Source organism: Streptomyces sp. NPDC102467 (assembly GCF_044765445.1).
Classification (GTDB): Bacteria; Actinomycetota; Actinomycetes; order Streptomycetales; family Streptomycetaceae; genus Streptomyces.
Map to the genome: position 1 here is coordinate 132,519 of NZ_JBIWKA010000017.1, position 25,635 is coordinate 158,153.

Consider the following 25,635-nt stretch of genomic DNA (forward strand, 5'->3'; position numbering starts at 1 on the left):
GGCCTTGGCTCTTGCCCGTTCCAGGGAAGTCGGAGGGAATCGCCATGACGCACCCCCAGCCCCCCGGGGCACCCCGGGCCCGCATCCCCCAGCAGCCCCCGCCACCGGGACCGCACATCCGCGCCGGTGTCTGGAAGCGCTGCCTCTGGGGTGGCCTGGCCCTGTGGGTGCTGACGGCAGTGGTCACGTACGCCACGAAGAACACCACCCTGCTCCCCACCCTCATCATGCTCGGCAGCTTCCTCGTACCGGCGGTCTTCGTCCTCTGGGCGTACGAGCGGCACGGCCGCGACCTGGGGGTGAACCTGATCCTGGGCTGCTTCCTGGTCGGCGGCGTCCTCGGCGTCCTGGGCGCCTCGGTGATGGAGTACTACCTGCTGCACCCCTCGGTCTGGATGTTCGTCGGCGTCGGCCTGATCGAGGAAGCGGTGAAGCTCCTCGCCCTCATGTACGTACTGCACCGCCACCCCCGTATCCACGGGTTGCGGGCCGGTCTCATCCTGGGCGCCACGGTCGGCTTCGGCTTCGCGGCGTTCGAGAGCGCGGGCTACGCGTTCAACGCCGCGGTCACCATGAAGGGCATCGACCTGCGCTCCCTGCTGGAGACGGAGGTGCTGCGCGGTCTGCTCGCCCCGTTCGGCCACGGGCTGTGGACGGCGATCTCCGGCGCGGCGCTCCTCTCCTTCCGCAAGCCGAACGGCCGCTACCGCTTCGCGGCCCCGGTGGTCCTCACCTACCTCGGTGTCGCCCTGCTGCACGCCCTGTGGGACTCGATGCACGGCATCGCGATCTGGCTGGTGGCCCGGATGACCGCCACCGGCCTCGACCGGGCACTGTTCGCGGAGGGGTACATCCCCGAGCCCACCGACTCCCAGAAGCACCTCTTCACGCTCTTCTCGGTCGGCGGCCTGGTCCTGGTGTCCCTGCTCGGACTCGCCTGGGCCCGCTCGCTCGCCCGTCGTGATCCTTCTTGGAAAATTACCCCCTAGGGGTATAGCGTCGGCTGGGTCAGGAGATTCCGGGGGTACCCGGTCCCGCACCCTGCCATCCACCAAGGAGAACGTTATGAGCGTCCAGACCGAGCTCCACCAGATCGGCACCGAGTCCGCCGAGACCTCCGGTTCCTGCTGTGGCGGCGCCTGCCACACGGACGCCGCGGCCCCGGCCGCCGATTCCGCCGAGGAATCGACCACCGCGGTCTACCAGGTCAAGGGCATGAGCTGCGGTCACTGCGAGGGGGCGGTCACCGCGGAGCTCTCCGAGCTCGCCGGCATCTGCTCCATCCAGGCGGACGCCGCCTCGGGCCAGGTCACGGTCGTCTCCGCGGCCCCGCTCGACGAGGAAGCCGTCCGCGCCGCGGTCGACGAGGCCGGATACGAGCTCGTCGGCAAGGTCTGAGGTTCGAGGCCTGACGGCATCCCGGGGCGGGCCGCCGCTGCCCGGCCCGGCCGCCGTACCCTCGACATCACCATGACGGACGCACCTCCCACCGACGCCGACCCCGGCTCCGGCTCCGGCTCCGGCACCCACCTCGGCATCGATCTCGCCATCGGCGGCATGACCTGCGCCGCCTGCTCCGCGCGCATCGAGAAGAAGCTCAACCGCCTCGAGGGCGTGACCGCGACGGTCAACCTGGCCACGGAGAAGGCGAAGATCTCCTACGCCGCCGACATCGGCCCGGACCTCTTGATCGACACGATCACCAAGTTGGGCTATACCGCCGAACCGATCAACCGTGTCGGGACAGGTCCCGCCAGAGGCGCGGGCAGTCACGGCGAACCGGCAGGCGGCACAGAGACAGACACAGAGCCAGACACGGCTGCCGCGACCGCCACTGCTTCGGCGAGTAGGACAGGCGCCCCCATTGCCCAGCGCCTGAAAGTCTCCGCGCTGCTCACGGCCCCGGTGATCCTGCTCGCCATGATCCCCGCCCTGCAGTTCGACAACTGGCAGTGGCTCTCCCTGACCCTGGCGGCGCCGGTCGTGATCTGGGGCGGCCACCCGTTCCACCGCAGCGCATGGACCAACGCCCGGCACGGCGCGGCCACCATGGACACGCTCGTCTCCCTGGGCACGCTCGCCGCGTTCGGCTGGTCCCTGTGGGCGCTGTTCCTGGGCGATGCCGGGATGCCGGGGATGCGGCACGGGTTCACCTTCGTCACCGGGCGGGCCGACGCCTCCTCCACCATCTATTTGGAGGTGGCCTCGGGCGTCGTCACGTTCATCCTCGTCGGCCGCTACCTGGAAGCGCGCGCCAGGCGCAGCGCGGGCGCCGCGCTCAGGGCGCTGCTCGAACTCGGCGCGAAGGACGTCGCTCTGCTGGCCGCCGACGGCACCGAGGTGCGCGTCCCCGCCGGCCGGCTGGCTCCCGGTGACCGCTTCGTCGTCCGTCCCGGCGAGAAGATCGCCACTGACGGCACGGTCGTCGAGGGCGCGAGCGCCGTCGACGTCTCCGTCCTCACCGGTGAGTCGGTTCCCGTGGACGTGACCGTCGGGGACGCCGTCACCGGGGCGACCGTCAACGCCGGCGGCCGGCTCGTCGTCGAGGCCACCCGGGTCGGCTCCGACACCCAGCTCGCCCGTATGGCGAAGCTCGTCGAGGACGCGCAGACCGGCAAGGCGCAGGCGCAGCGCCTGGCCGACCGGGTCTCGGCCGTCTTCGTGCCCGTCGTCGTCGCCCTCGCCCTCGGCACGCTGCTCGTACGCCTCCTCGCGACCGGCGACACGGCCACCGCGTTCGGCTCGGCCGTCGCCGTACTGATCATCGCCTGCCCGTGCGCCCTCGGTCTGGCCACGCCGACCGCGCTCATGGTCGGCACCGGGCGCGGCGCCCAGCTCGGCATCCTCATCAAGGGGCCCGAGGTCCTGGAGGCGACCCGGGCGGTCGACACGATCGTCCTCGACAAGACGGGGACGGTGACGACGGGCCGGATGACACTGCTCGCCGCGCATCCGGCCGACGACGTCGAGGAGAAGGAGCTGCTGCGCCTCGCCGGCGCCGTGGAGCACGCCTCCGAGCATCCGGTGGCGCGGGCCGTCGCCGCGGGCGCCGCGGACCGCGCGGGCGAACTGCCGCCGGTCGAGGCCTTCGAGAGCGTTCCCGGGCTCGGCGTGCGCGGCACCGTGGAGGGCCACGCCGTCCTCGTAGGGCGCGAGCGGCTGCTCGTGGAGGCCGGGGTCGAGCTGCCGCCCGCTCTGACGACGGCACGGCGGGCCGCCGAGGCGGAGGGCGGCACGGCGGCCACCGTCGCCTGGGACGGGGTGGCACGCGGCGTCCTGGCCGTCGCCGACGCGGTCAAGGAGACGAGCGCCCAGGCCGTCGCCGAGCTGCGCGCGCTCGGCCTCACCCCGATCCTGCTGACCGGTGACAACCGGGCCGCGGCCGATGCCGTCGCGGGGGCTGTGGGCATCGCCCCTGACGAGGTGATCGCGGAGGTCCTTCCGCAGGACAAGGTCGATGTGATCAAGCGGCTGCGGGCTGAGGGCCGGGGCGTCGCGATGGTCGGCGACGGGGTCAATGACGCCGCCGCCCTGGCCACCGCCGACCTGGGCCTGGCGATGGGGACCGGCACGGACGCGGCGATCGAGGCGGGCGATCTGACGCTGGTCCGCGGCGACCTGCGGGTCGCGGCCGACGCGATCCGGCTCTCCCGCCGCACCCTGGCCACGATCAAGGGCAACCTCTGCTGGGCCTTCGGCTACAACGTCGCCGCGCTGCCGTTGGCCGCCGCCGGACTGCTGAATCCGATGATCGCCGGGGCCGCGATGGCCTTCTCGTCGGTCTTCGTGGTCACAAACAGTCTGCGGCTTCGCAGATTCACCTAGCCAAAGCTGGACCTCCACACAATCCACACGGCACAATTGCAGCACTCTCACGCAAGAGGTTCACATCTACATACCGGGCCTCTTGCGTACACACGGGACATACGCAAGAGACGCAGATCACACTGATTTGAACGTAACCCTTTGCAGGTCTCGTGAGTCTAAGGAGGCGATGCAGAAACGTCTTGGGGGGCGTTTTGGCATCGAGCGGGGCCGTCTTGGGGGACGGACCCGACTGCGTTGGCCGGGGCACGTGCACCGGGGAGCTTGAGCGGCCCACCCGTGCGTACGTGTTCCGGCGGCCACCGCGGCCTACGCAGACACAGACGCCCGGCCGGATCCCGTGGGGGGAATCCGCACCGGGAAAAGGAAAGCGCCCCGACTGTCGACCCGTGGGGGGATCGGCAGCGGGGCGCTTTCCGCTACTTAGAGCCTGTGTCATGTCCCCGACCGGGGACATGACACAGGCTCTTACGGCCTGCTGGTCAGCGCTGCTCGACCGGGACGAAGTCCCGCTCGACGACGCCCGTGTAGATCTGGCGCGGGCGGCCGATGCGCGACCCGGGCTCCTTGATCATCTCGTGCCACTGGGCGATCCAGCCCGGGAGACGGCCCAGCGCGAAGAGCACCGTGAACATCTCGGTCGGGAAGCCCATGGCCCGGTAGATCAGGCCCGTGTAGAAGTCGACGTTCGGGTAGAGCTTGCGCTCGACGAAGTAGTCGTCGGCCAGCGCGTGCTCTTCCAGCTTCAGCGCGATGTCGAGCAGCTCGTCGCTCTTGCCGAGCGCCGAGAGGACGTCGTGCGCCGCCGCCTTGATGATCTTCGCCCGCGGGTCGAAGTTCTTGTAGACGCGGTGCCCGAAGCCCATGAGCTTCACGCCGTCTTCCTTGTTCTTCACCTTGCGGATGAAGGTGTCGACGTCGCCGCCGGAGGCCTGGATGCCTTCCAGCATCTCCAGGACCGACTGGTTGGCGCCGCCGTGCAGCGGGCCCCACAGCGCGGAGATACCGGCGGAGATCGAGGCGAACATGTTCGCCTGCGAGGAGCCGACCAGACGCACGGTGGACGTCGAACAGTTCTGCTCGTGGTCCGCGTGCAGGATCAGCAGCTTGTCCAGCGCGGAGACGACCGTCGGGTCCAGGTCGTACTCGGCGGCCGGCACGGAGAACGTCATGCGCAGGAAGTTCTCGACGTAGCCGAGATCGTTGCGCGGGTAGACGACCGGGTGGCCGACCGACTTCTTGTACGCGTAGGCCGCGATCGTCGGAAGCTTGGCGAGAAGGCGGATCGTCGAAAGATTCCGCTGCTGCTCGTCGAAGGGGTTGTGGCTGTCCTGGTAGAAGGTGGACAGCGCGGAGACGACCGACGACAGCATGGCCATCGGGTGGGCGTCGCGCGGGAACCCGTCGTAGAACCGCTTGACGTCCTCGTGCAGCAGGGTGTGCTGCGTGATGTCGTTCTTGAAAGTGGAGAGCTCGTCGACGGTGGGGAGCTCGCCGTTGATCAGCAGGTAGGCCACCTCGGTAAAGGTGGAACGCTCGGCCAGCTGCTCGATCGGATAACCGCGGTAGCGCAGGATGCCCTGCTCGCCGTCCAGGTAGGTGATCGCGGATTTATAGGCAGCCGTGTTGCCGTATCCGCTGTCGAGGGTCACCAGTCCTGTCTGGGCCCGGAGCTTCCCGATGTCGAAGCCCTTGTCGCCGACGGTGCTGTCGATCACCGGGTAGGTGTATTCGCCATCGCCGTACCGCAGTACTACAGCGTCGTTCGTGTGCTCGCTCACGTCTCGTCCCTCACCGACGTAGTGCCTCTTCTTCGAGGTGCCCTGACTGTCTCTACCATCCCCCACTTGGCCCAGCAGAGTGCACTCGGGGTCGACCATTGGGCCTATTGGCGGCACTGAGTGCCGCCAACCTGCTCATCCTGCCCCCTTCGCCCTGGTTCCGGAAGTGCTGTGTGACCTTCGCGACGAATTTGATCGATCAAAAATTTTGAAGGTTCGCACCGGACAGCCGGAAATCGAGCGCGGTACAGCGTCTACCGGCCGAAACCGTGCGCACCGCCTGCCCTAGAGCCTTCCGTGAACCGACCAGGACCACCAGCCTCTTCGCGCGGGTGACCGCCGTGTACAGCAGATTCCGCTGGAGCATCATCCAGGCTCCGGTGGTGACCGGGATCACCACGCACGGGTACTCGCTGCCCTGCGAGCGGTGGATGGTGACGGCGTAGGCGTGCGTCAGCTCGTCCAGTTCGTCGAAGTCGTACGGGACTTCCTCGTCCTCGTCGGTCAGTACGGTCAGCTTCTGCTCGTCGGCGTCGAGGGCGGTGACGACACCGACCGTGCCGTTGAAGACGCCGTTGGCGCCCTTCTCGTAGTTGTTACGGATCTGGGTGACCTTGTCGCCCACGCGGAACACCCGCCCGCCGAACCGCTTCTCGGGCAGCTCCGGGCGGCCGGGCGTAATGGCCTGCTGGAGCAGCCCGTTGAGCGTGCCCGCGCCGGCCGGGCCGCGGTGCATCGGGGCGAGCACCTGGACGTCGCGCCGCGGGTCGAGCCCGAACTTGGCGGGGATGCGCCGCGCCGCCACATCGACCGTGAGGCGCCCGGCCTCCTCCGTGTCCTCCTCCACGAAGAGGAAGAAGTCCTTGAGCCCCTGAGCCAGGGGCGGCACACCGGAGTTGATGCGGTGGGCGTTCGTCACGACGCCGGACTCCTGGGCCTGCCGGAAGATCCGGGTCAGGCGCACGGCGGGAATGGGACCGCCGGCGGCCAGCATGTCGCGCAGCACCTCGCCCGCGCCGACGCTCGGCAACTGGTCCACGTCCCCGACGAACAGCAGATGCGCCCCGGGCGGCACGGCTTTCACCAGCTTGTTGGCGAGGAGCAGATCGAGCATGGACGCCTCGTCGACCACCACGAGGTCGGCGTCGAGCGGCCGGTCCTTGTCGTACGCGGCGTCGCCCCCGGGCTTCAGCTCCAGGAGCCGGTGGACGGTGGACGCCTCCGCGCCGGTCAGCTCGGCGAGGCGCTTGGCGGCGCGGCCGGTCGGCGCGGCGAGCACCACCTTCGCCTTCTTCGCGCGGGCCAGCTCCACGATCGAGCGCACGGTGAACGACTTGCCGCAGCCGGGCCCGCCGGTGAGCACCGCGACCTTCTGGGTCAGCGCAAGGCGGACGGCCTCCTCCTGCTCGGGCGCCAACTCGGCGCCCGTGCGCCCCGCGAGCCAGGCCAGGGCCTTGGCCCAGGCCACGTCGCGGAAGGCGGGCATCCGGTCCTGCTCCGTGCGCAGCAGCCTCGACAGCTGGGCTGCCAGGGACAGTTCGGCCCGGTGGAAGGGGACGAGGTAGATCGCGGTGACCGGCTCGCCGTGCTCGCCGGGCACCTGTTCCCGTACGACGCCGGGCTCGCCGGAGTCCTCGTCCGGCAGCGCCAGCTCGGACAGGCACTCGATGACGAGGCCGGTGTCGACCTGGAGCAGTTTCACCGCGTCGGCGATCAGCCGCTCCTCGGGCAGGAAGCAGTGCCCCTGGTCGGCGGATTGCGAAAGGGCGTACTGCAGACCGGCTTTGACGCGCTCGGGGCTGTCGTGCGGGATGCCGACGGACTGGGCGATGCGGTCGGCGGTGAGGAAGCCGATACCCCACACCTCGGAGGCGAGCCGGTACGGCTTGTTCTTCACTACGCCGATCGACGCGTCCCCGTACTTCTTGTAGATGCGCACGGCGATGGAGGTGGACACGTCGACGCTCTGCAGGAAGACCATCACCTCCTTGATCGCCTTCTGCTCCTCCCACGCGTCGGCGATCTTCTTGGTGCGCTTGGGGCCGAGTCCCGGCACCTCGATCAGGCGCTTCGGCTCCTGCTCGATGATGTCGAGGGTGTCCACGCCGAAGTGCTGCGTGATGCGGTCGGCGAAGACCGGGCCGATGCCCTTGACCAGCCCGGATCCCAGATAGCGGCGGATGCCTTGGATCGTGGCGGGCAGCACCGTCGTGTAGTTCTCGACGGTGAACTGCTTGCCGTACTGGGGGTGTGAGCCCCAGCGGCCCTCCATCCGCAGCGACTCCCCGGCCTGCGCGCCGAGCAGCGAGCCGACGACGGTCAGCAGATCGCCGCCACCTCTGCCGGTGTCCACGCGCGCGACCGTGTACCCGGTCTCCTCGTTGGCGTACGTGATCCGCTCGAGGACCCCCTCGAGCACCGCCATCGACCGGGCGCCGGCCTGCGCCTGCTGCTTCGCCATGATCCGACGGTAGCGGTGGGGTCCGACAACCGGACAGGGCCCAGGGTTTTCGGATGCGGGACGAGGGGGGCGGCGGCCGCGGGCCCGCGAACCGGCCCGCGCGCGGGACGAGTTGCCGGGCCTGTCGCCGACGTCGCCCGGGCGGTCAGATCCCGCCCATCGGCTCCGGGGTGACCGTCACCGGCGTGCCCCACACCCGTACGACCTCGTAGTCCGTGAACTCGTGCACCAGCCGGTAGGCCATCGCCGCGTCCGGGCGGCGGCGCTGCGCCGCCAGGTACAGGTCCGCCTCGCGCCGGTCGTGGCGCGGGGTGCCGCACAGCTGCCACACCTGCCCGTTCCACATCTCCGGGATCCAGCGCTGCTGGGGCTGGGGGCGGTCCTCGCGCGTGCCGTAGCGGGACATCACGGGCTGGTCGTCGGCGCGCGGGCGGGCGGGGCCGCCCGCGTACTCCGAGCGGCGTGCCTGGCGGCGGCGCGTCTCGCAGATCAGGCACAGGTCGGGCGCCGCCTCGTCGACCGCGCCCTGCGGGTGCTCGGGGCAGCGGGTCGTGGGCGCCGAGCCGGTGACCGTGTCGTCGAGCAGCTCCAGGGCTCTCTTCATGTCGCCGCGCACCTCGTGGAGCTTGGCGTCCGAGGTGTCGCCGGTGAGGGCGTCGCCGTGCTCCCCGAGCAGGCGCAGGGCGCGGCCGAGTGCGGTGAGCTGCGCGTGGTTCACGGTCCTTGGCTCCGATCGTCGCGGGTCGCCGGCAGGGTGTCCGCCGCCGGGTTCCGTACGTCCCCTGCGTACGTCCCCACGATCGCACGCGGCACCGACAACGCCCCTCCCACCGACCCCCGCGCATCACGATCCGGTCACGACAACCGGAATCCCTCTTGCCAGCAGCCCGTGTAATCGATTCCAATCCTCCATGTAATCGATTCCACGCCCATGTGCGGAGCACCAGCCACACATGAGCCCACGCAGCCATAAGGAGGTGGTCTGTGATGCCGTCGAGGTCGTCTATGCCGTCGATGCCGTCGAGCGCGAGCATCAAGGATGTCGCGGCCGCGGCCGGGGTCTCCGTCGCCACGGTCTCCCGCGTCCTCAACAGCCACCCGTCCGTCAGCCCGGACGCGCGGGCCCGCGTCATGGCCGCCGTGGAGTCGCTCGGCTACCGGCCGAACGCCGTCGCCCGCTCCCTGCGCACCGACCAGACCCGCACGCTCGGCCTGGTCATCAGCGACGTACTGAACCCGTACTTCACCGAGCTCGCCCGCTCGGTCGAGGAAGAGGCCCGCGCACTCGGTTACAGCGTCATCATCGGCAACGCCGACGAGCGGCCCGATCTGCAGGATCATCACGTACGGACTCTGCTCGACCGGCGGATCGACGGGCTGCTCGTCTCCCCCACCGACGGCGGCTCACCGCTGATGCTGGGCGCGGCCAGGGGCGGCACCCCGATGGTCTTCGTCGACCGGTGGATCCCGGGCGTCGACGTTCCCGTCGTGCGCTCCGACGGGCGGGCCGCCATCCGCGATCTCGTGGCGCATCTGCACCGGCTCGGTCACCGAAGGCTCGCCATCATCGCGGGCCCGGCCGCCACCACGACGGGCAGCGAGCGCGTCGCCGCGTTCCGGGACGCGCTCGCCTCGTACGCGATCGAGCTGCCGGACGCCTACATAGGGCAGGGCGACTTCCAGGCGGGCAGCGGGCGCCGCGTGACAGACGGGTTCCTGGACCTGCCCGAGCCGCCCGAGGTCGTGTTCGCGGCCGACAACCTGATGGCGCTCGGCGCGCTGGACGCGATCCGCGCGCGCGGGCTGCGGGTCCCGGACGACATCGCGCTCGCCGCGTTCGACGACATCCCCTGGTTCGTGCACACCGATCCGCCCATCACGGCGATCGCCCAGCCGACAGGAGAGCTGGGGCGGGCCGCCGTGCGCGCCCTCGTGGACCGCATCGAGGGGCGGCCGCCCGCGTCGGTGACGCTCCCCGCCCACCTCGTCGTACGGCACTCGTGCGGCGAGCCACGTACTTCACCACCGAGTCCCTCAATGGAGAGGAGATCCCGATGAATCAGCCGCGCGACCCGGACGAGTTGCTGCGTATCGAAGGGATACGGAAGACCTTCCCCGGCGTCATCGCGCTCGACAGCGTCGACTTCGATCTGCGCTGTGGCGAGGTGCACGTCCTGCTCGGTGAGAACGGGGCCGGCAAGAGCACGCTGATCAAGATGCTCTCCGGCGCCTACACGCCCGACGCGGGCCGCATCACCGTCGGCGGCGAGCAGGTCCGTATCCATGGCGCGCAGGACGCCGAACGGCTCGGTATCGCCACGATCTATCAGGAGTTCAATCTCGTTCCTGATCTGACCGTGGCCGAGAACATCTTCCTGGGGCGCCAGCCGCGCCGCTTCGGTCTCATCGACCGCAAGAAGATGGAGACCGACGCCAAAGCGCTCCTCGCGCGCGTGGGCGTGAACGTCTCGCCACGCGCGCGTGTGCGTGAACTCGGCATCGCCCGGCTGCAGATGGTCGAGATCGCGAAGGCGCTCAGCCTCGACGCCCGCGTGCTGATCATGGACGAGCCGACCGCCGTGCTCACCTCCGAGGAGGTGGAGAAGCTCTTCGCGATCGTGCGGGCGCTCCGCGAGGACGGCGTCGGGATCGTCTTCATCACCCACCACTTGGAGGAGATCGCCGCTCTCGGCGACCGGGTCACCGTGATCCGGGACGGCCGCAGTGTGGGCCAGGTGCCCGCGGCGACCCCCGAGGACGAGCTCGTACGCCTCATGGTGGGTCGGTCGATCGAGCAGCAGTATCCGCGGGAACGGGCCGACACCGGCAGCGCGCTGCTCACGGTGGAGGGGCTCACCCGTGAGGGCGCCTTCCAGGACATCTCGTTCGAGGTACGGGCCGGTGAGGTCGTCGGTATCGCCGGGCTCGTCGGCGCGGGGCGGACCGAGGTGGTGCGCGCCGTCTTCGGCGCCGACGCCTATGACGCGGGCTCCGTGCACGTCGCGGGCGCCGCGCTGCCCCGGCACGACGTGACCGCGGCGCTCGCGGCGGGCGTCGGTCTGGTCCCCGAGGACCGCAAGGGCCAGGGTCTGGTCCTCGACCAGTCGGTGGCGGAGAACCTCGGCCTCGTCACGCTGCGCGCTGCGACCCGCGGCGGCTTCGTCGACCGGGCGGCCCAGCACACGGCCGCCGAGCGGATCGCCGGTCAACTGGGCGTCCGCATGGCCGGGTTGGGCCAGCACGTGCGCACGCTCTCCGGTGGCAACCAGCAGAAGGTCGTCATCGGCAAGTGGCTGCTCGCCGACATCAAGGTGCTGATCCTCGACGAGCCGACGCGGGGTATCGACGTCGGCGCGAAGGTCGAGATCTACCAGCTCGTCAACGAGCTGACCGCCGCCGGGCACGCCGTGCTCATGATCTCCAGCGATCTGCCCGAGGTGCTCGGCATGAGCGACCGCGTCCTGGTGATGGCGCAGGGCCGTATCGCGGGCGAACTCGCGGCCGAGGACGCCACCCAGGACTCCGTGATGGCGCTCGCCGTCAGCACCCCCACGACCAAGGAAAGCGAGGCCCGTCGTGGCCACTGACACGCTTGAGAAGAAGACCTCGGGCGCGTCGCGCACGAGTGCCGCGTCGATCCGCCGTCTGCTGCTCGACAACGGCGCGCTGACCGCGCTGATCGTCCTGGTGATCGCCCTGGCGGCGCTCTCCGGTGACTTCCTGACCACCGACAACCTGCTCAACATCGGCGTGCAGGCGGCCGTGACCGCCATCCTCGCCTTCGGTGTCACCTTCGTGATCGTGTCGGCGGGCATCGACCTGTCGGTGGGTTCGGTGGCCGCCCTGTCGGCGACCGTCCTCGCGTGGAGCGCCACGAGTCACGGCGTGCCGGTCGTGCTCGCGGTGGTGCTCGCCGTCGCCACGGGCATCGTGGCGGGTCTGGTGAACGGTTTCCTCGTCGCGTACGGGAAGCTGCCGCCGTTCATCGCGACGCTCGCCATGCTGTCGGTGGCCCGCGGTCTCGCGCTCGTGCTCTCGGACGGATCGCCGATCCCGTTCCCCGACTCGGTCTCGCACCTGGGTGACACCCTCGGCGGCTGGCTGCCGGTGCCGGTGCTCGTGATGATCGTGATGGGTCTGATCGCGGCCGTGATCCTCGGCCGTACGTACATAGGGCGCTCGATGTACGCGATCGGCGGCAACGAGGAGGCCGCGCGGCTTTCTGGCCTGCGCGTGAAGAAGCAGAAGCTCGTCATCTACGCGCTGTCCGGCCTGTTCGCCGCCGCCGCGGGCATCGTGCTCGCCTCCCGGCTCTCCTCGGCGCAGCCGCAGGCCGCCGACGGGTACGAGCTGGACGCGATCGCCGCCGTCGTCATCGGCGGCGCCTCGCTCGCGGGCGGCACCGGCAAGGCGTCCGGCACGCTGATCGGCGCGCTGATCCTCGCGGTGCTGCGCAACGGCCTCAACCTCCTCAACGTGTCCGCGTTCTGGCAGCAGGTCGTCATCGGTGTCGTCATCGCGCTCGCCGTGCTCCTGGACACGCTGCGCCGCAAGGCCGGGGCCACCCCGACGGCCGCGGGCGCGGGCGGCAACAAGGGCAAGCAGGCGCTCACGTACGGGCTCGCCGCCGTGGTGACCGTCGCGATCGTCGGTGCCACGTCCTTCCTGCACGGCGGCACGTCCGGGTCGGACAAGCCGAAGGTGGGCCTGTCGCTGTCGACGCTGAACAACCCGTTCTTCGTGCAGATCCGGGCCGGTGCCCAGGCCGAGGCCAAGAAGCTCGGCGTCGACCTGCGGGTCACCGACGCGCAGAACGACGCCTCGCAGCAGGCCAACCAGATGCAGAACTTCGCCAGTTCGAGCCTGGACGCGGTCATCCTCAACCCGGTCGACTCGGAGGCCGCGAGCAATTCGGTGAAGGCCGCCAACGACGACGGCACCCCCGTCGTCGCCGTGGACCGCGGTGTGAACAAGGGCAAGGTCGCCACCCTTGTGGCCTCCGACAACGTCGCGGGCGGCGTGCTCTCCGCGAAGACGATGGCCGAGAAGCTCGGCGGCACGGGCAAGATCGTGATTCTGCAGGGCCAGGCCGGCACGTCCGCCGCCCGGGAGCGCGCGGAGGGCTTCGAGAAGGGCCTCAAGGCGTACCCCGGCATCAAGGTCGTCGCCCAGCAGCCCGCCGACTTCGACCGCACCAAGGGCCTCGACGTGATGTCGAACCTGCTGCAGTCGCACCCGGACGTGCAGGGCGTGATCGCCGCGAACGACGAGATGGCGCTCGGCGCGATCAAGGCCCTCGGTGCCAAGGCCGGAAAGTCGGTGCCGGTGATCGGCTTCGACGGCGAGGCCGACGGGATCAAGGCGGTCGCCGCGGGCACGATGTACGCCTCGGTGGCACAGCAGCCGCGCGAACTCGGTGAGATCGCCGTGCAGAACGCGGTGAAGGCGGCCCAGAACAAGAAGATCGACGGTGCGGTGAAGGTGCCGGTCAAGGTCGTGACGGAGAAGAACGCCGCCGACTTCAAGTGACACCCTCGTACTCTTTGGGCTGACGTACGAAGAAAGGCACAGCATGAACACGTACGACCTCCTCGTCGTCGGGTCGGCCAACGCCGACCTGGTGGTGGGCGTGGAGCGCCGCCCGGCCGCCGGGGAGACCGTCCTCGGCTCCGACCTGGTCGTCCACCCGGGCGGCAAGGGCGCCAACCAGGCGGTCGCCGCCGCCCGCCTCGGCGCCCGTACGGCGCTGCTCGCGCGGGTCGGCGACGACGGCCACGGGACGCTGCTGCGGGAGTCGATGGAGTCGGCGGGCGTGGACACGTCCGGCGTCCTGGTCGGCGGGGCGCCCACCGGGGTCGCGCTGATCACGGTCGACCCGTCCGGGGACAACTCCATCGTGGTGTCGCCGGGCGCGAACGGACGCCTTACGCCGGACGACGTACGGGCGGCCGGTGAGCTGTTCGCCGGGGCGAAGGTGGTCTCCACGCTCCTCGAGATCCCGCTGGAGACGGTCGCCGAGGTGGCCCGCAGTGTCGCCGACGGGGCGCGGCTCGTGCTGAACCCGTCGCCGCCCGCGCCACTGCCGGACGAGGTCCTCGCGGTGTGCGACCCGCTGATCGTGAACGAGCACGAGGCCCGCGTGGTGCTCGGCGCGGAGACCGAAGGGGGCCCCGGGGACTGGGACGACTGGGCGCGGGCGCTGCTCGCGCTCGGCCCGCGCTCGGTCGTCATCACCCTCGGCTCCGAGGGCGCGCTCGTCGCGGACGCCTCGGGCTCGTCCCGGGTGGCGTCGGTGAAGGTCGAGGCCGTGGACACGACGGGCGCCGGTGACGCCTTCACGGCGGCGCTCGCCTGGAAGCTCGGGACCGGCGCGTCACTCGCCGACGCCGCGGCCTACGCGGCCCGGGTCGGCGCGGCCGCCGTCACCAAGGAGGGCGCGCAGGCGTCGTACCCGACGGCGGACGAGGTCGCGGCACTGTGAAGAAGTCCGGCATTCTCAACCGGCATCTGGCGGGCGCCACAGCCGAGTTGGGGCACGGCGACGGGGTGCTCATATGCGACGCGGGGATGCCGATCCCCGCAGGACCGCGCGTCGTCGACCTGGCTTTCCGGGCCGGGGTGCCGTCGTTCGCGGAGGTCCTGGACGGGCTGCTCGACGAGCTGGTGGTCGAGGCGGGCACGGCGGCGAGCGAAGTGCTCGCCGCGAACCCGGCGGCGGCCGGGCTGCTCCGGGAGCGGGTGCCGTCGCTCGGCTTCGTCACGCACGAGGAGCTGAAGGCGCTGTCGGCGGGCGCGCGGCTGATCGTGCGGACCGGGGAGGCGCGGCCGTTCGCGAACGTGCTGCTGCGGTGCGGCGTCTTCTTCTGATCCCGGAATCTCTTGCGGGTTCCTTCTGAAAGGGATCCGGAACCGACGAGGGGCCCGGTCCGCGGACCGGGCCCCTCGGGCCTTCCCCCTCCTGCGCCAGAACTTTCCAGATCCCCCCAGATCCCCCTCCAAAAGTTCTGACGCACGCTAGACCCGCGACGCCCCGGAAGGGTTGCACTAAGCGGAGCGTTTTCTTTCCGGGATTTTCAGCCCGATATTTTCGGCCGCAACCTTCAGCGGGCGTGCTGGGCGAAGCGCTCCACGGTCTCCGCCAGGACCTCGCGGCCGTCCCGCGCCCACAGGCCGTCGTTGAACAGCTCGACCTCGATGGGCCCGGAGTAGCCCTGCTCCTCCACCAGGCCGCGCCAGTGACGCATGTCGATCGAGCCGTCGCCGATCTGGCCGCGCCCGTTGAGCACGCCCGCCGGCAGCGGCGTCGTCCAGTCCGCGAGCTGGAACGTCGCGATACGGCCCTGCGCCCCGGCCCGCGCGATCTGCGCGGGCGCCCGGTCGTCCCACCAGATGTGGTACGTGTCCACGCAGACGCCGACCTGGTGTGCCGGGAACCGCTCGGCGATGTCCAGGGCCTGGCCGAGCGTCGAGACGACGCAGCGGTCGGCCGCGTACATCGGGTGCAGTGGCTCGATGGCGAGCCTGACCCCGTTCTCGGCGGCGTACGGGGCGAGTTCGGCGAGCGCGTCGGCGATCCGTTCCCGGGCGCCCGCCAGGTCCTGCGATCCGGCCGGGAGCCCGCCGGAGACGAGGACCAGGACGTCCGTGCCGAGGGTGACGGCCTCGTCGACGGCGCGCTTGTTGTCGTCGATCGCGGCCCGGCGCTCGGCGCCGTCGAGCGCGGTGAGGAAGCCGCCGCGGCAGTGCGTGGAGACGGCGAGGCCCGCGTCGTTCAGCAGCTTGGCGGCTGCCTCGACGCCGTACGCCTGGACCGGCTCACGCCAGGTCCCGACATACTGGACCCCCAACTCACCGCACGCGTAGGCCAGTTCGGGCAGGCTGAGCTGCTTGACGGTCATCTGGTTGATGGCGAAACGCGGATCGGCGGCGCTCATGAGGTGACTCCGGTGACTCCGTACAGGGCGAGCAGGTTCTTCATGCGGGCCTCGGCCAGCTCCGGGTCGGGGAACAGCCCGAGCCCGTCGGCGAGTTCGTAGGCGCGCGCGAAGTGCGGCAGCGAACGGGCGGACTGCAGGCCGCCGACCATCGCGAAGTGGTCCTGGTGACCGGCGAGCCAGGCGAGGAAGACGACGCCGGTCTTGTAGAAGCGGGTCGGGGCCTGGAAGAGGTGCCGGGACAACTCGACGGTGGGATCGAGGAGTTCGCGGAAGCCCTTCGCGTCACCGGTGTCGAGGACCCGCACCGCCTGCGCGGCGAGCGGCCCCAGCGGGTCGAAGATGCCGAGCAGCGCGTGGCTGAAGCCGCGGTCGTCGCCGGCGATCAGCTCGGGGTAGTTGAAGTCGTCTCCGGTGTAGCAGCGCACGCCCTGCGGAAGGCGGCGGCGCAGTTCGACCTCGCGGCGGGCGTCGAGGAGCGACACCTTGATGCCGTCGACCTTGTCCGGGTGCGCGGCGATGACCTGGAGGAACGTCTCCGTGGCGGCGTCCAGGTCGGCGGAGCCCCAGTAGCCCTCGAGCGCCGGGTCGAACATCGGGCCGAGCCAGTGCAGGACGACCGGCTCGGTGGCCTGGCGCAGCAGATGCCCGTAGACGTCGAGGTAGTCCTCGGGGCCCTTGGCCACGGCGACCAGGGCGCGGGACGCCATGAGGATCGCCTGCGCGCCCGTCCCCTCCACGAGCGCGAGCTGCTCCTCGTACGCGGCGCGCACGGTCGCCAAGTCCTGGGCCGGTGCCGTCAGTTGATCGGTTCCGACGCCGCAGGCGATACGCCCGCCGACGGCCTTCGCCTCGGCCGCCGACCGCTGGATGAGTTCGGCGGCGCCCGCCCAGTCCAGGCCCATGCCGCGCTGCGCGGTGTCCATCGCCTCGGCGACGCCGAGCCCGTGCGACCACAGGTGGCGGCGGAAGGCGAGGGTGGCGTCCCAGTCGACGGCGGCCGGTGCGTCCGGTGTCGTATCGGCGAACGGGTCGGCGACGACGTGCGCCGCGGAGAAGACGACACGGGAGGCGAACGGCGCGCCCGTATCGAGGGCGAGCGGCGTCGCACGAGGCTCGTAGGCCCGCAACACACCGCCCGCGTCCGGGAGTTGGATGGTCACAGCGAGATCTCCGGTACGTCGATGCGGCGGCCCTCAGCGGACGACTTCAGGCCGAGCTCGGCGAGCTGCACGCCGCGGGCGCCGGCCAGCAGGTCCCACTGGTAGGGCGCGTCGGCGTAGACGTGCTTGAGGAAGAGCTCCCACTGCGCCTTGAAGCCGTTGTCGAACTCGGTGTTGTCGGGCACTTCCTGCCACTGGTCGCGGAAGGAGTAGGCGGCCGGCAGGTCCGGGTTCCAGACCGGCTTCGGCGTCGAACTGCGGTGCTGCGCACGGCAGTTGCGCAGACCGGCGACGGCCGAGCCCTCCGTCCCGTCGACCTGGAACTCGACGAGCTCGTCGCGGTTGACGCGCACCGCCCACGAGGAGTTGATCTGGGCGACGGCTCCGCCGTCCAGCTCGAAGATGCCGTACGCGGAGTCGTCGGCGGTGGCGTCGTAGGGCTTGCCGTTCTCGTCCCAGCGCTGCGGGATGTGCGTGGTGATCAGCGCCTGCACGGACGCGACCCGGCCGAACAGCTCGTGCAGCACGTACTCCCAGTGCGGGAACATGTCGACGACGATGCCGCCGCCGTCCTCGGAGCGGTAGTTCCAGCTCGGGCGCTGCGCCTCCTGCCAGTCGCCCTCGAACACCCAGTAGCCGAACTCGCCGCGCACGGACAGGATCTTGCCGAAGAAGCCGCCGTCGATGAGGCGCTTCAGCTTGAGCAGACCCGGCAGGAAGATCTTGTCCTGGACGACGCCCGACTTGACGCCCGCGTCCTTGGCGCGGCGGGCCAGGTCCAGGGCTCCGTCGAGGCCGGTGGCGGTCGGCTTCTCGGTGTAGATGTGCTTGCCCGCGGCGATCGCCTTCTTGAGCGCCTCCTCCCGGGCGGAGGTCACCTGCGCGTCGAAGTAGATGTCGATCGAGTCGTCGGCGAGGACGGCGTCGAGGTCGGTGGAGATGTTCTCCTCCCCCAGGCCGTGCCGCTCGGCGAGCGCCCGCAGGGCGTGCTCGCGGCGGCCGACGAGGACCGGCTCGGGCCAGAGCACCGTGCCGTCGCCGAGGTCGAGCCCGCCCTGGTCGCGCAGGGCGAGGAGAGAACGGACGAGGTGCTGGCGGTAGCCCATGCGCCCCGTCACACCGTTCATGGCGATGCGCACCGTCTTGCGTGTCACGTGAGTCCCTTCGTCCTGCTTCTGCCGTGTATGGCCGCTTCTGCCGCGGGTGGCCGGCCGTACGCCGTCCGGCCCGTCGGCGTACGCGAGATCGCACCTGCCGCATCCTGCGTAGCAAGCGCTTTCTATCTGGAAAGAAGCTAGCCTCTGCACAGCCGCTCGGACAAGAGCGGATACGAGACCGACCGGGGCTCCCTGACTCTGGAGGGGCCCGGCCGTTGACGGAGGATGACTCGATGACCGTGACCCTGGCGGACGTGGCCGCCCGCGCGCAGGTGTCCCCCGCCACCGTCTCCCGCGTACTGAACGGCAACTATCCGGTCGCCGCGACCACACGCGAGCGGGTGCTCAAGGCCGTGGACGAACTGGACTACGTGCTCAACGGCCCGGCCAGCGCCCTCGCGGCAGCCACCTCCGACCTGGTCGGGGTCCTCGTCAACGACATCGCCGACCCCTTCTTCGGGATCATGGCGTCCGCGGTGCAGTCGGAGATCGTCGGCCCCGGCGGCCGGGCCGGCGGCGAGCGCCTCGCGGTGGTCTGCAACACGGGAGGCTCCCCGGAGCGGGAGCTGACGTATCTGACGCTGCTGCAACGCCAGCGGGCGGCGGCGGTCGTCCTCACGGGCGGCGCGATCGAGGACGAGGCCCATGTCGCCGCGGTGGCCAACAAGTTGAGGAGACTTTCGGAGGCGGGCACGCGGGTCGTGCTGTGCGGACGCCCTCCGGTACCGGAGACGGACGCGGCGGCGCTGACGTTCGACAACCGGGGCGGGGCAAGGGAGTTGACGCACCACCTGCTCTCCCTCGGGCACCGCCGGATCGGTTACGTGGCCGGACCTCAGGAACGTACGACGACACGTCACCGCCTGGAGGGCCACCGCGCGGCGCTGGCCGACGCGGGCGTGACGGAGTCGGACGGGCTTGTGGCGCACGGCCCCTACGACCGCGCGGCGGGCCACGCGGCGACGGTCGAACTCCTGAAAAGGGAACCGGAGTTGACGGCCGTGGTCGCGGCGAACGACACGGTGGCGCTCGGCGCCTGCGCCGCGCTGCGCGAGGCGGGCCTGCGCATCCCCCAGGACGTCTCGGTGGCGGGCTTCGACGACCTCCCCTTCAGCGTGGACGCGGTCCCCGCGCTGACGACGGTCCGCCTCCCCCTGGCGGAGGCGGCGGCACGGGCGGGCCGCATCGCGATGGGCCGGGAGGCGGAGCCGCGGGGCGGGGTCGACGTGGTGCGCGGGGAGCTCATGGTGCGGGGGTCGACGGGGGCGCCGCGCGGGAAATGATGCGGCGGGACGCTGCGGGCCCCTGCGCTGGACGGCCCCGGCCCTGGTGAACCTGCTGCCCGGGCTGCCGGCGCTGCTCCCGCTCTGGTGCGCGTGGTGGCTCCTGAGCGAATGTCCCCCATGGACTGCCGGAGCCCGCAGGAGACGTACTCCCGCTCCTTCAGCGGGAGTTGCGACCACCACACGCTCGATCACGGTCCGGTGGTGATGGTGCTCGGCACGGTCTCCGGCGCCGTGGTCCTGCTCCTCGTCCTCCGCGCGAACCGGGGTCTCGCGCGGGACGAAAACATCGGCCGGGCCGTCTGGCTGCGGGCGGCGCCGCTCGTGCTCCTGCCGTTCGCGGTGGTGTGGGCGCTGGCGTGACGCCCACACCCGCCCCGTACGAACTGCCCGCTACGGAGTTTATTCGCAGTGCATCGGGCTTCAGCCCGGTGGTGAAGCGAATCTGATGATGGCGACGCGGAGCGTCGCCGCGTCGGGTCCGCCGGAGCCGGACACGGCGTGTTCACCGTCAGCGGCGCGGAGCGTCGTGATCGCTTCTCCCGGCGGAGCCGGGCGGTGCTCACACCGGCCGGTTCTGCTGCTCGATGTACTGCCTGACCACGGTGAGCGGGGCGCCGCCGACGGTTCCGGCGAAGTAGGAGCCCGACCATAGCTTGTTGACCCGCCAGTAATGCCGTACGAGGTCGGGAAATTCCTGCCGCACACGGCGGGAGGAGACGCCCTTGAGGGAGTTGACCAATTTGGTGACGGCGACCTTGGGCGGAAGGTTCACCAGCAGGTGGACGTGGTTGTTCTCGCCGTTGAACTCCACCAGCTCACACTTCAAGTCCGTACACACCGATTGCATGATCTCCTCCTTGCGCGTCAGATGATCATCGGTGAACACCTTGTGCCGGAACTTGGTCACGAAGACCACGTGCACATGGATCACAAAAACAAAGTGCCTACCAGTTCTGATCTTCTGCATCTCACTCTTAACCCACGTGTCTAGGGTGACCGTCATGCAGCTCAGGTACGCCTTCAGGCTGTACCCGGACACCGGCCAGCAGCAGGCGTTGGCGAAGGCGTTCGGGTGTGCCCGCGTCGTGTTCAACGACGCCGTCCACGCCCGGGAGAGGGCCCGCAGGGCCGGGAAGCCGTTTCCGAACATCGGTGAGCTGTCCACACGGCTGATCACCCAGGCGAAGCAGACCCTGGAGCGGTCCTGGCTGAACGAGGTCTCCGCGGTCGTTCTCCAGCAGTCCCTGCGCGACGCCGAGGCCGCCTACCGCAACTTCTTCGCCTCCCTCAAAGCCACCCGCAAAGGCGCCCGGGTGGGTGCGCCGCGGTTCAAGTCCCGCAAGGACACCCGCCAGTCGATCCGGTTCACCGCGAACGCCCGCTGGAAGATCACCGACAGCGGACGGCTGAACCTGCCGAAGATCGGGGCGGTGAAAGTGAAGTGGTCCCGCCCGCTGCCCGCCACCCCCACCTCGGTCACCGTGGTCAAGGACTGTGCCGGGCGGTACTTCGCCTCCTTCGTCATCGACACCGACCCACAGGCGGATGCCGAGCGGATGCCCGCCACCGACCGCACCATCGGCATCGACCTCGGCCTCACCCACTTCGCCGTCCTGTCCGACGGCACGAAGATCGACTCCCCGCGGTTTCTGCGCCGCGCAGAGAAGAGGCTGAAGAAGGCCCAGAAAGAACTGTCGCGCAAGCAGAAAGGTTCGAAGAACCGCGAAAAGGCCCGGCTCAAGGTCGCTCGCGCCCACGTCAAGGTCACCGATGCCCGCCACGAGTTTCACCACCAGCTCTCCACACAGCTGATCTCCGACAACCAAGGAATCGCCGTGGAGAACCTGTCGGTGACAGGACTGGCACGCACCAGACTGGCCAAGTCCGTCCACGACGCCGGCTGGTCCTCATTCGTCAACATGCTGGAGTACAAAGCACAACGGTACGGGCGAACCCTGATCAAGATCGGCCGGTTCGAACCGACAAGTCAGACTTGCTCCACCTGCGGCGTCAAAGACGGACCCAAACCCCTCCACGTGAGGCAATGGGCCTGCGCCGCCTGCGGCACCGTCCATGACCGGGACATCAATGCCGCACGCAACGTGAAGACGGCCGCCGGACTGGCGGTATCGGCCTGCGGAGCGCCGGTAAGACCAGAACCCGTTCTGGCACAGCGCGACGAAACAGGAAGCCACGGATTCCCGACCCGACCCCGTGCCGCGTAGCGGCACAGCAACAAGTCGAGAAGGCCAGAATCCTCGGGCTTCAGCCCGAGGTGCAAGTCAAACGTGCGGCCGGCGCCCCCGCTCCTGGTGCGGGAAGCGCTGGTCCGCGCCCGGGAGCGTCGGCTTGGGGAGAGTGGCCACGTCATCCTTGGCCTGCTCCAGCTGCTCCGCCGTGTCGTGCGGCAGGCGCGGCGGCCGGTGCGTGGCGTGCGAGAAGCGGAACGCCGAGGTGAGGTCGCCGAAGGTGTCCCGGCGCCAGTCGGTGATGTTGGGCTCCTCGACGCCCGTGAACCGCTCCAGGAACTGCAGCGCCGAGGTGTGGTCGAAGGACTCGGAGGCCACCCAGCCGCCGACCGTCCACGGCGAGACGATGATCGCCGGGACGCGGAAGCCGCCGCCGATGGGCAGGCCCTTGATGAACTCGCCCGGGGTGCCCGCCGGGGGTGTGGGCGGGGCCACGTGGTCGAACAGGCCGTCGTTCTCGTCGTAGTTGAGGATGAAGGCCGTCTTCGCCCAGACCTTCGGGTTGGAGGCGATCGCCTCGATCTTCTGGGCCACGAAGTCGGCGCCCGCCGCCGGCAGGTAGTCGGGGTGCTCCGACTGGTAGCTCGTCGGCATGATCCAACTGACGGCCGGGAGGCGGTCGTTGCGGGCATCGTCCTCGAAGGTGCCCTCGGGCTGCGGGCGTACGCCGCGCTCGTAGAGCTCCGAGCCGGGCTGCGCGTTCTTGAAGGACGCGAACTGCTCAAGGAGGTTGCAGCCGTAGTCGTCGTCCTGCTGGTAGACCTTCCAGCTGACGCCCGCGGCCTGCAGGCGCTCGGCGTACGTCGTCCAGCGGTACGGGGTGGGCGCCGTGTTGTTGAGGATCGGGCCGCCCTGGGTGCCGCCGGGGTCGATGGTGGCCGTCATCCAGTAGAGGCGGTTGGGCCAGGTCGGGCCGAAGACCGAACAGAAGTAGTTGTCGCAGATGGTGAAGGTCTCGGCCAGCGCGAACTGGAACGGGATGTCCTTGCGGGTGTAATACCCCATCACGTAGGGGCCGTTGACGCCGTCGGCCTTGCGGTGGGCCGGGAGCCACTGGTCCATGGCGCCGTTGTTCCAGGCCTCGTGCTGGACCGCCCAGGCGTGGCTGGTGGAGGGGATGGCCTGGGCGCTGGTGGAGTGCGTGTCCAGGTGGAAGGGGAGGAGGTACCCCTTCGGGTTCACGGCGTCGGGCTGGTAGAACACCGAGCGTCCGGTGCTCAGCTTCTGCGCCTCGGGGTCGTTGAAGCCGCGGACGCCCTTGAGCGTGCCGAAGTAGTGGTCGAAGGAGCGGTTCTCCTGCATGAGCATCACGACGTGCTCGATGTCGCGCAGCGAGCCCTTGCGGGGCGGGCCCGCGGCGACCGCCTTCTGCACGCTGGGCGGCAGGAGCGAGAGGGCGGCGGCGCCGCCGACGGCGCCTGCCGCGGAACCGAGGAGTCTGCGTCGGGTCAGTTCGGCCATGGAAGCCCCCTGTGAGTGGCGTGGCGTGAGTGGCGTGAGTGAGGTGGCGTGGCGTGAGTGGCTGGACGGGCGGTTCCTGCATGCCAACGGCCCGTGTGCGACGGGCCGTTGTATAAGCGTGCGGCTCACTCGACGGGTGGCGGAGGGGGCGAACGGTGAAATCGCGGCCAACGTGAGGGAAGGGGTTGGCCAACCCATGGGCTGCCCTTGAACCGCTATACCTGCCATAGACACGGACTTGACCCGCGGAGCTCGCGCGGAGGGCTCGCACAGAGGGTTCACGCGGCGGCACCCGGAGCCCAGCCGCCCGGGTGGCCGATCCGTGGACGCGCCCGCCCGTCGGGCGTAATCTGGCGCCCGCCCTCAGATCTCTGACTGAGTCAACTATCCGTGCGCGCAGACCGGTTGCGGCCGGCATCGCGAGGTGAGCCATGACCGTCCAGGACATCCGGTCCTTCAACCGCTTCTACACGAACGTCGTCGGCGCGCTGGACTACAGCCGCCACTTGTACGCCCCCTTCACCCTCACCGAGTCCCGCGTGCTGTACGAGCTGGCCCACCCGGAGCAGGGCCGGCTCGACGCGGCCGACCTGCGGACGCGGCTGAACCTGGACGCCGGGTACCTGAGCCGCATTCTCGGCAGGTTCGAGCGGGACGGGCTCGTCGAGCGCGGCGCGTCCGAGCGGGACTCGCGGCGCCGCAGCATCACCCTCACCGCGCGCGGCCGCAGCACGGCGGAGCTGCTCGACGAGCGTTCCCGGGAAGCGGTCGGCGCGCTCCTCGCCACCGTCCCCGCGGCCGAGCGCGGCCGCCTGACGGAGGCGCTGCGCACCGTGCGCTCGCTCCTCGGCGACGGCCGCGCCGCCCCGCGCCCCGAGGACGTACTGCTGCGCGATCCGGGCCCCGGCGACCTCGGCTGGATCGTGGCGCGCAACGGGGCGGTGTACGCGACCGAGTTCGGCTGGAACACGGAGTACGAGGGCCTGGTGGCCCGCATCGTCGCCGATTTCGCGCAGGACCACGACCCGCATCTGGAGCGGGTGTGGATCGCCGAGCTCGACGGCCGGCCGGTGGGGTGCGTGATGTGTGTACGGGACGAGGCGCCCGGCACGGCCCGGCTGCGGCTGCTTCTGGTGGAGCCCGAGGCGCGCGGCCTCGGCGTGGGCGACCGGCTGGTGCGGGCCGTCGTCGACTTCGCGCGCGGCGTCGGCTACCGCGAGCTGGTGCTGTGGACGAACGACGTACTGAAGTCGGCCCGCTCGATCTATCGGCGCCACGGCTTCGTCCTCGTAGGAGAAACACCGCACCGCTCGTTCGGCGTGGATCTGACCGGGCAGGACTGGCGGCTTCCGCTGCACTAGATGCCCGAGTGAGGGGCGGCTGCGCGGGTAGGGTCCGCCCCATGAAACTGGCGTTCTCCACACTCGGTGTCCCCGGCCTTCCGCTGGCCGATGTCCTCCGCCTCGCGACCACGCACGGCTACCACGGTGTGGAGCTGCGCGCCCACCCCGAGGAGCCGGTCCACCCGGGGCTCGACGCGGCCGGCCGGGCGAATGTCGCGGCCGAGTTCAAGGCCGCGGGCGTCGAGGTCGTGGGGATCGCCGGGTACGCGCGGGTGGCGGCGGTCGGCGACGACGCCGCCGTGCTCGAGGAGATCCGTGCCCTGGTGGACCTCGCCCGGGACGTGGGCGCGCCGTTCGTCCGGGTGTTCCCGGGCGGCGGGGACGAACAGAGCGCCGAGGAGGCCGACGCCACGGCGGCCCGCAGGCTCGGGGTGGCCGCCGAGTACGCGGCCGACCGCGATGTCCGCGTCCTGCTGGAAACGCATGACTCGCACCGCACCGGGGCCGCCGCGTCCCGCGTCGTCGGCCCGGTCGGCCACCGCAATGTGGGCGTGCTGTGGGACGTCATGCACACCTGGCTGGGCGGCGAGCAGCCCTCGGTGTCGTACGCGGCGCTCTCCCCCTACCTCGGCTATGTGCAGGTCAAGGACATCGCAGGACCGGACGACAAGACGCCGCTGGCACTCGGGGCGGGGGCGCTGCCGCTGGCCGAGTGCGTGGAGGTGCTCAGCCGCGAGGGCTGGGACGGCTGGCTGTGCTGGGAGTACGAGGCCCGCTGGTACGAGTCGGCCGCGCCGCTTCCCGGGCTGCTCAGCGCCGGGCGGGATCATGTGGCTCGGCTGCTCAACGAGTCGGCGTGAGCTGAGAGTTCGGCTACTCGTCCGTCCGGCTTCCGGCGTCGCCGACCGAGGTCCGGACCCGTCTGCCCGGTTGCGGAGCAGCCCTGGCTGATCGGCCGACCGAGGGCCGGACCCG

General features: G+C 70.4%; 21 protein-coding genes. 13 read left to right on the forward strand and 8 right to left on the reverse strand.

The annotated features are described in order from the left end of the window. The first annotated feature begins 44 nt into the window (after positions 1–44). The 3 genes from ACIREE_RS32300 to ACIREE_RS32310 all read left to right on the forward strand — a co-directional run bounded on the left by ACIREE_RS32300 (position 45) and on the right by ACIREE_RS32310 (position 3,825). Positions 45–989 carry a PrsW family intramembrane metalloprotease gene (locus ACIREE_RS32300; RefSeq protein WP_404160094.1) on the forward strand — a complete coding sequence of 315 codons (945 nt, stop codon included), beginning with the start codon at positions 45–47 and terminating at the stop codon, positions 987–989. Positions 990–1,065: 76 nt separating this feature from the next. Continuing rightward, a complete protein-coding gene (locus ACIREE_RS32305) occupies positions 1,066–1,398 on the forward strand; it encodes a heavy-metal-associated domain-containing protein (protein WP_404160098.1) in 333 nt (110 codons plus the stop codon). A 72-nt stretch (positions 1,399–1,470) separates the two neighbouring features. Continuing rightward, positions 1,471–3,825, forward strand: coding sequence for a heavy metal translocating P-type ATPase (locus ACIREE_RS32310; RefSeq protein ID WP_404160101.1), 2,355 nt, complete (start codon positions 1,471–1,473; stop codon positions 3,823–3,825). 482 nt (positions 3,826–4,307) lie between these two features. On the opposite strand, the gene ACIREE_RS32315 is transcribed toward ACIREE_RS32310, so the two are convergent. The 3 genes from ACIREE_RS32315 to ACIREE_RS32325 all read right to left on the reverse strand — a co-directional run bounded on the left by ACIREE_RS32315 (position 4,308) and on the right by ACIREE_RS32325 (position 8,785). Then, on the reverse strand, positions 4,308–5,606 hold the full coding sequence (locus tag ACIREE_RS32315; RefSeq protein WP_404160104.1) for a citrate synthase: 1,299 nt from the start codon (positions 5,604–5,606) through the stop codon (positions 4,308–4,310). Positions 5,607–5,805: 199 nt separating this feature from the next. After that, positions 5,806–8,067: an ATP-dependent RecD-like DNA helicase gene (locus ACIREE_RS32320; protein ID WP_404160107.1), complete on the reverse strand. Its 2,262-nt coding sequence runs from the start codon at positions 8,065–8,067 to the stop codon at positions 5,806–5,808. A 145-nt stretch (positions 8,068–8,212) separates the two neighbouring features. Further along, positions 8,213–8,785: a hypothetical protein gene (locus ACIREE_RS32325; protein WP_404160108.1), complete on the reverse strand. Its 573-nt coding sequence runs from the start codon at positions 8,783–8,785 to the stop codon at positions 8,213–8,215. Between the two features lie 269 nt (positions 8,786–9,054). Between ACIREE_RS32325 and ACIREE_RS32330 the strand changes: the two genes are divergently transcribed. Genes ACIREE_RS32330 through rbsD form a run of 5 tightly spaced genes read left to right on the forward strand, consistent with a single transcriptional unit; the run spans position 9,055 to position 14,934 of the window. Beyond that, a complete protein-coding gene (locus ACIREE_RS32330; RefSeq protein ID WP_404160111.1) occupies positions 9,055–10,125 on the forward strand; it encodes a LacI family DNA-binding transcriptional regulator in 1,071 nt (356 codons plus the stop codon). Continuing rightward, positions 10,122–11,654 carry a sugar ABC transporter ATP-binding protein gene (locus ACIREE_RS32335; RefSeq protein WP_404160113.1) on the forward strand — a complete coding sequence of 511 codons (1,533 nt, stop codon included), beginning with the start codon at positions 10,122–10,124 and terminating at the stop codon, positions 11,652–11,654. The genes ACIREE_RS32330 and ACIREE_RS32335 overlap by 4 nt, the downstream gene beginning before the upstream one ends. Beyond that, positions 11,644–13,596, forward strand: coding sequence for a substrate-binding domain-containing protein (locus ACIREE_RS32340; protein ID WP_404160116.1), 1,953 nt, complete (start codon positions 11,644–11,646; stop codon positions 13,594–13,596). The genes ACIREE_RS32335 and ACIREE_RS32340 overlap by 11 nt, the downstream gene beginning before the upstream one ends. Positions 13,597–13,639: 43 nt before the next feature. Beyond that, complete coding sequence (locus tag ACIREE_RS32345; RefSeq protein ID WP_404160118.1) at positions 13,640–14,548, forward strand: ribokinase; 909 nt, start codon at positions 13,640–13,642, stop codon at positions 14,546–14,548. Then, on the forward strand, positions 14,545–14,934 hold the full coding sequence (gene rbsD / locus ACIREE_RS32350; RefSeq protein ID WP_404160121.1) for a D-ribose pyranase: 390 nt from the start codon (positions 14,545–14,547) through the stop codon (positions 14,932–14,934). The genes ACIREE_RS32345 and rbsD overlap by 4 nt, the downstream gene beginning before the upstream one ends. Positions 14,935–15,167: 233 nt before the next feature. Here rbsD and ACIREE_RS32355 read toward each other — a convergent pair whose 3' ends face one another. From ACIREE_RS32355 to ACIREE_RS32365, 3 genes are read right to left on the reverse strand one after another with little or no spacing between them, the layout of a single operon-like run. Next, the gene (locus ACIREE_RS32355) at positions 15,168–16,001 is read right to left on the reverse strand and encodes a sugar phosphate isomerase/epimerase family protein (RefSeq protein ID WP_404160125.1); all 834 of its coding nucleotides are present in this window, start codon (positions 15,999–16,001) and stop codon (positions 15,168–15,170) included. Further along, positions 15,998–17,164, reverse strand: coding sequence for a dihydrodipicolinate synthase family protein (locus ACIREE_RS32360; RefSeq protein ID WP_404160127.1), 1,167 nt, complete (start codon positions 17,162–17,164; stop codon positions 15,998–16,000). Before ACIREE_RS32360 ends, ACIREE_RS32355 begins: the two co-directional genes overlap by 4 nt. Beyond that, positions 17,161–18,318 carry a Gfo/Idh/MocA family protein gene (locus ACIREE_RS32365; RefSeq protein ID WP_404160130.1) on the reverse strand — a complete coding sequence of 386 codons (1,158 nt, stop codon included), beginning with the start codon at positions 18,316–18,318 and terminating at the stop codon, positions 17,161–17,163. Before ACIREE_RS32365 ends, ACIREE_RS32360 begins: the two co-directional genes overlap by 4 nt. A gap of 236 nt (positions 18,319–18,554) precedes the next feature. Here ACIREE_RS32365 and ACIREE_RS32370 point away from each other — a divergent pair, with 236 nt between their 5' ends. Continuing rightward, on the forward strand, positions 18,555–19,604 hold the full coding sequence (locus ACIREE_RS32370; RefSeq protein WP_404160133.1) for a LacI family DNA-binding transcriptional regulator: 1,050 nt from the start codon (positions 18,555–18,557) through the stop codon (positions 19,602–19,604). A gap of 120 nt (positions 19,605–19,724) precedes the next feature. Then, positions 19,725–19,967 carry a hypothetical protein gene (locus ACIREE_RS32375; protein ID WP_404160136.1) on the forward strand — a complete coding sequence of 81 codons (243 nt, stop codon included), beginning with the start codon at positions 19,725–19,727 and terminating at the stop codon, positions 19,965–19,967. Positions 19,968–20,166: 199 nt separating this feature from the next. On the opposite strand, the gene tnpA is transcribed toward ACIREE_RS32375, so the two are convergent. Next, complete coding sequence (tnpA, locus tag ACIREE_RS32380) at positions 20,167–20,610, reverse strand: IS200/IS605 family transposase (protein WP_404160139.1); 444 nt, start codon at positions 20,608–20,610, stop codon at positions 20,167–20,169. On the opposite strand from tnpA, the gene ACIREE_RS32385 reads away from it, so the two are divergent. Continuing rightward, entirely contained in the window at positions 20,609–21,832 is a 1,224-nt protein-coding gene (locus ACIREE_RS32385) for an RNA-guided endonuclease InsQ/TnpB family protein (RefSeq protein WP_404160142.1), read from the forward strand. The two genes, tnpA and ACIREE_RS32385, sit on opposite strands and share 2 nt — an antisense overlap. A gap of 57 nt (positions 21,833–21,889) precedes the next feature. Here ACIREE_RS32385 and ACIREE_RS32390 read toward each other — a convergent pair whose 3' ends face one another. Then, positions 21,890–23,317: an alkaline phosphatase family protein gene (locus ACIREE_RS32390; protein WP_404160144.1), complete on the reverse strand. Its 1,428-nt coding sequence runs from the start codon at positions 23,315–23,317 to the stop codon at positions 21,890–21,892. A 431-nt stretch (positions 23,318–23,748) separates the two neighbouring features. On the opposite strand from ACIREE_RS32390, the gene ACIREE_RS32395 reads away from it, so the two are divergent. Together ACIREE_RS32395 and ACIREE_RS32400 are read left to right on the forward strand one after the other, a co-directional pair. Next, on the forward strand, positions 23,749–24,678 hold the full coding sequence (locus tag ACIREE_RS32395) for a GNAT family N-acetyltransferase (RefSeq protein ID WP_404160147.1): 930 nt from the start codon (positions 23,749–23,751) through the stop codon (positions 24,676–24,678). A 41-nt stretch (positions 24,679–24,719) separates the two neighbouring features. Next, a complete protein-coding gene (locus ACIREE_RS32400; RefSeq protein ID WP_404160150.1) occupies positions 24,720–25,520 on the forward strand; it encodes a sugar phosphate isomerase/epimerase family protein in 801 nt (266 codons plus the stop codon). Positions 25,521–25,635 lie beyond the last annotated feature (115 nt).

What these genes read in the sequence shown, in the direction of transcription:
- ACIREE_RS32300 (WP_404160094.1), top strand. Translation starts at nt 45, where the DNA reads ATGACGCACCCCCAGCCCCCCGGGGCACCCCGGGCCCGCATCCCCCAG.
- ACIREE_RS32305 (WP_404160098.1), top strand. Translation starts at nt 1,066, where the DNA reads ATGAGCGTCCAGACCGAGCTCCACCAGATCGGCACCGAGTCCGCCGAG.
- ACIREE_RS32310 (WP_404160101.1), top strand. Translation starts at nt 1,471, where the DNA reads ATGACGGACGCACCTCCCACCGACGCCGACCCCGGCTCCGGCTCCGGC.
- ACIREE_RS32320 (WP_404160107.1), bottom strand. Translation starts at nt 8,067, where the DNA reads ATGGCGAAGCAGCAGGCGCAGGCCGGCGCCCGGTCGATGGCGGTGCTC.
- ACIREE_RS32330 (WP_404160111.1), top strand. Translation starts at nt 9,055, where the DNA reads ATGCCGTCGAGGTCGTCTATGCCGTCGATGCCGTCGAGCGCGAGCATC.
- ACIREE_RS32335 (WP_404160113.1), top strand. Translation starts at nt 10,122, where the DNA reads ATGAATCAGCCGCGCGACCCGGACGAGTTGCTGCGTATCGAAGGGATA.
- ACIREE_RS32345 (WP_404160118.1), top strand. Translation starts at nt 13,640, where the DNA reads ATGAACACGTACGACCTCCTCGTCGTCGGGTCGGCCAACGCCGACCTG.
- ACIREE_RS32355 (WP_404160125.1), bottom strand. Translation starts at nt 16,001, where the DNA reads ATGAGCGCCGCCGATCCGCGTTTCGCCATCAACCAGATGACCGTCAAG.
- ACIREE_RS32370 (WP_404160133.1), top strand. Translation starts at nt 18,555, where the DNA reads ATGACCGTGACCCTGGCGGACGTGGCCGCCCGCGCGCAGGTGTCCCCC.
- ACIREE_RS32375 (WP_404160136.1), top strand. Translation starts at nt 19,725, where the DNA reads ATGGACTGCCGGAGCCCGCAGGAGACGTACTCCCGCTCCTTCAGCGGG.
- ACIREE_RS32385 (WP_404160142.1), top strand. Translation starts at nt 20,609, where the DNA reads ATGCAGCTCAGGTACGCCTTCAGGCTGTACCCGGACACCGGCCAGCAG.
- tnpA (WP_404160139.1), bottom strand. Translation starts at nt 20,610, where the DNA reads ATGACGGTCACCCTAGACACGTGGGTTAAGAGTGAGATGCAGAAGATC.
- ACIREE_RS32390 (WP_404160144.1), bottom strand. Translation starts at nt 23,317, where the DNA reads ATGGCCGAACTGACCCGACGCAGACTCCTCGGTTCCGCGGCAGGCGCC.
- ACIREE_RS32395 (WP_404160147.1), top strand. Translation starts at nt 23,749, where the DNA reads ATGACCGTCCAGGACATCCGGTCCTTCAACCGCTTCTACACGAACGTC.
- ACIREE_RS32400 (WP_404160150.1), top strand. Translation starts at nt 24,720, where the DNA reads ATGAAACTGGCGTTCTCCACACTCGGTGTCCCCGGCCTTCCGCTGGCC.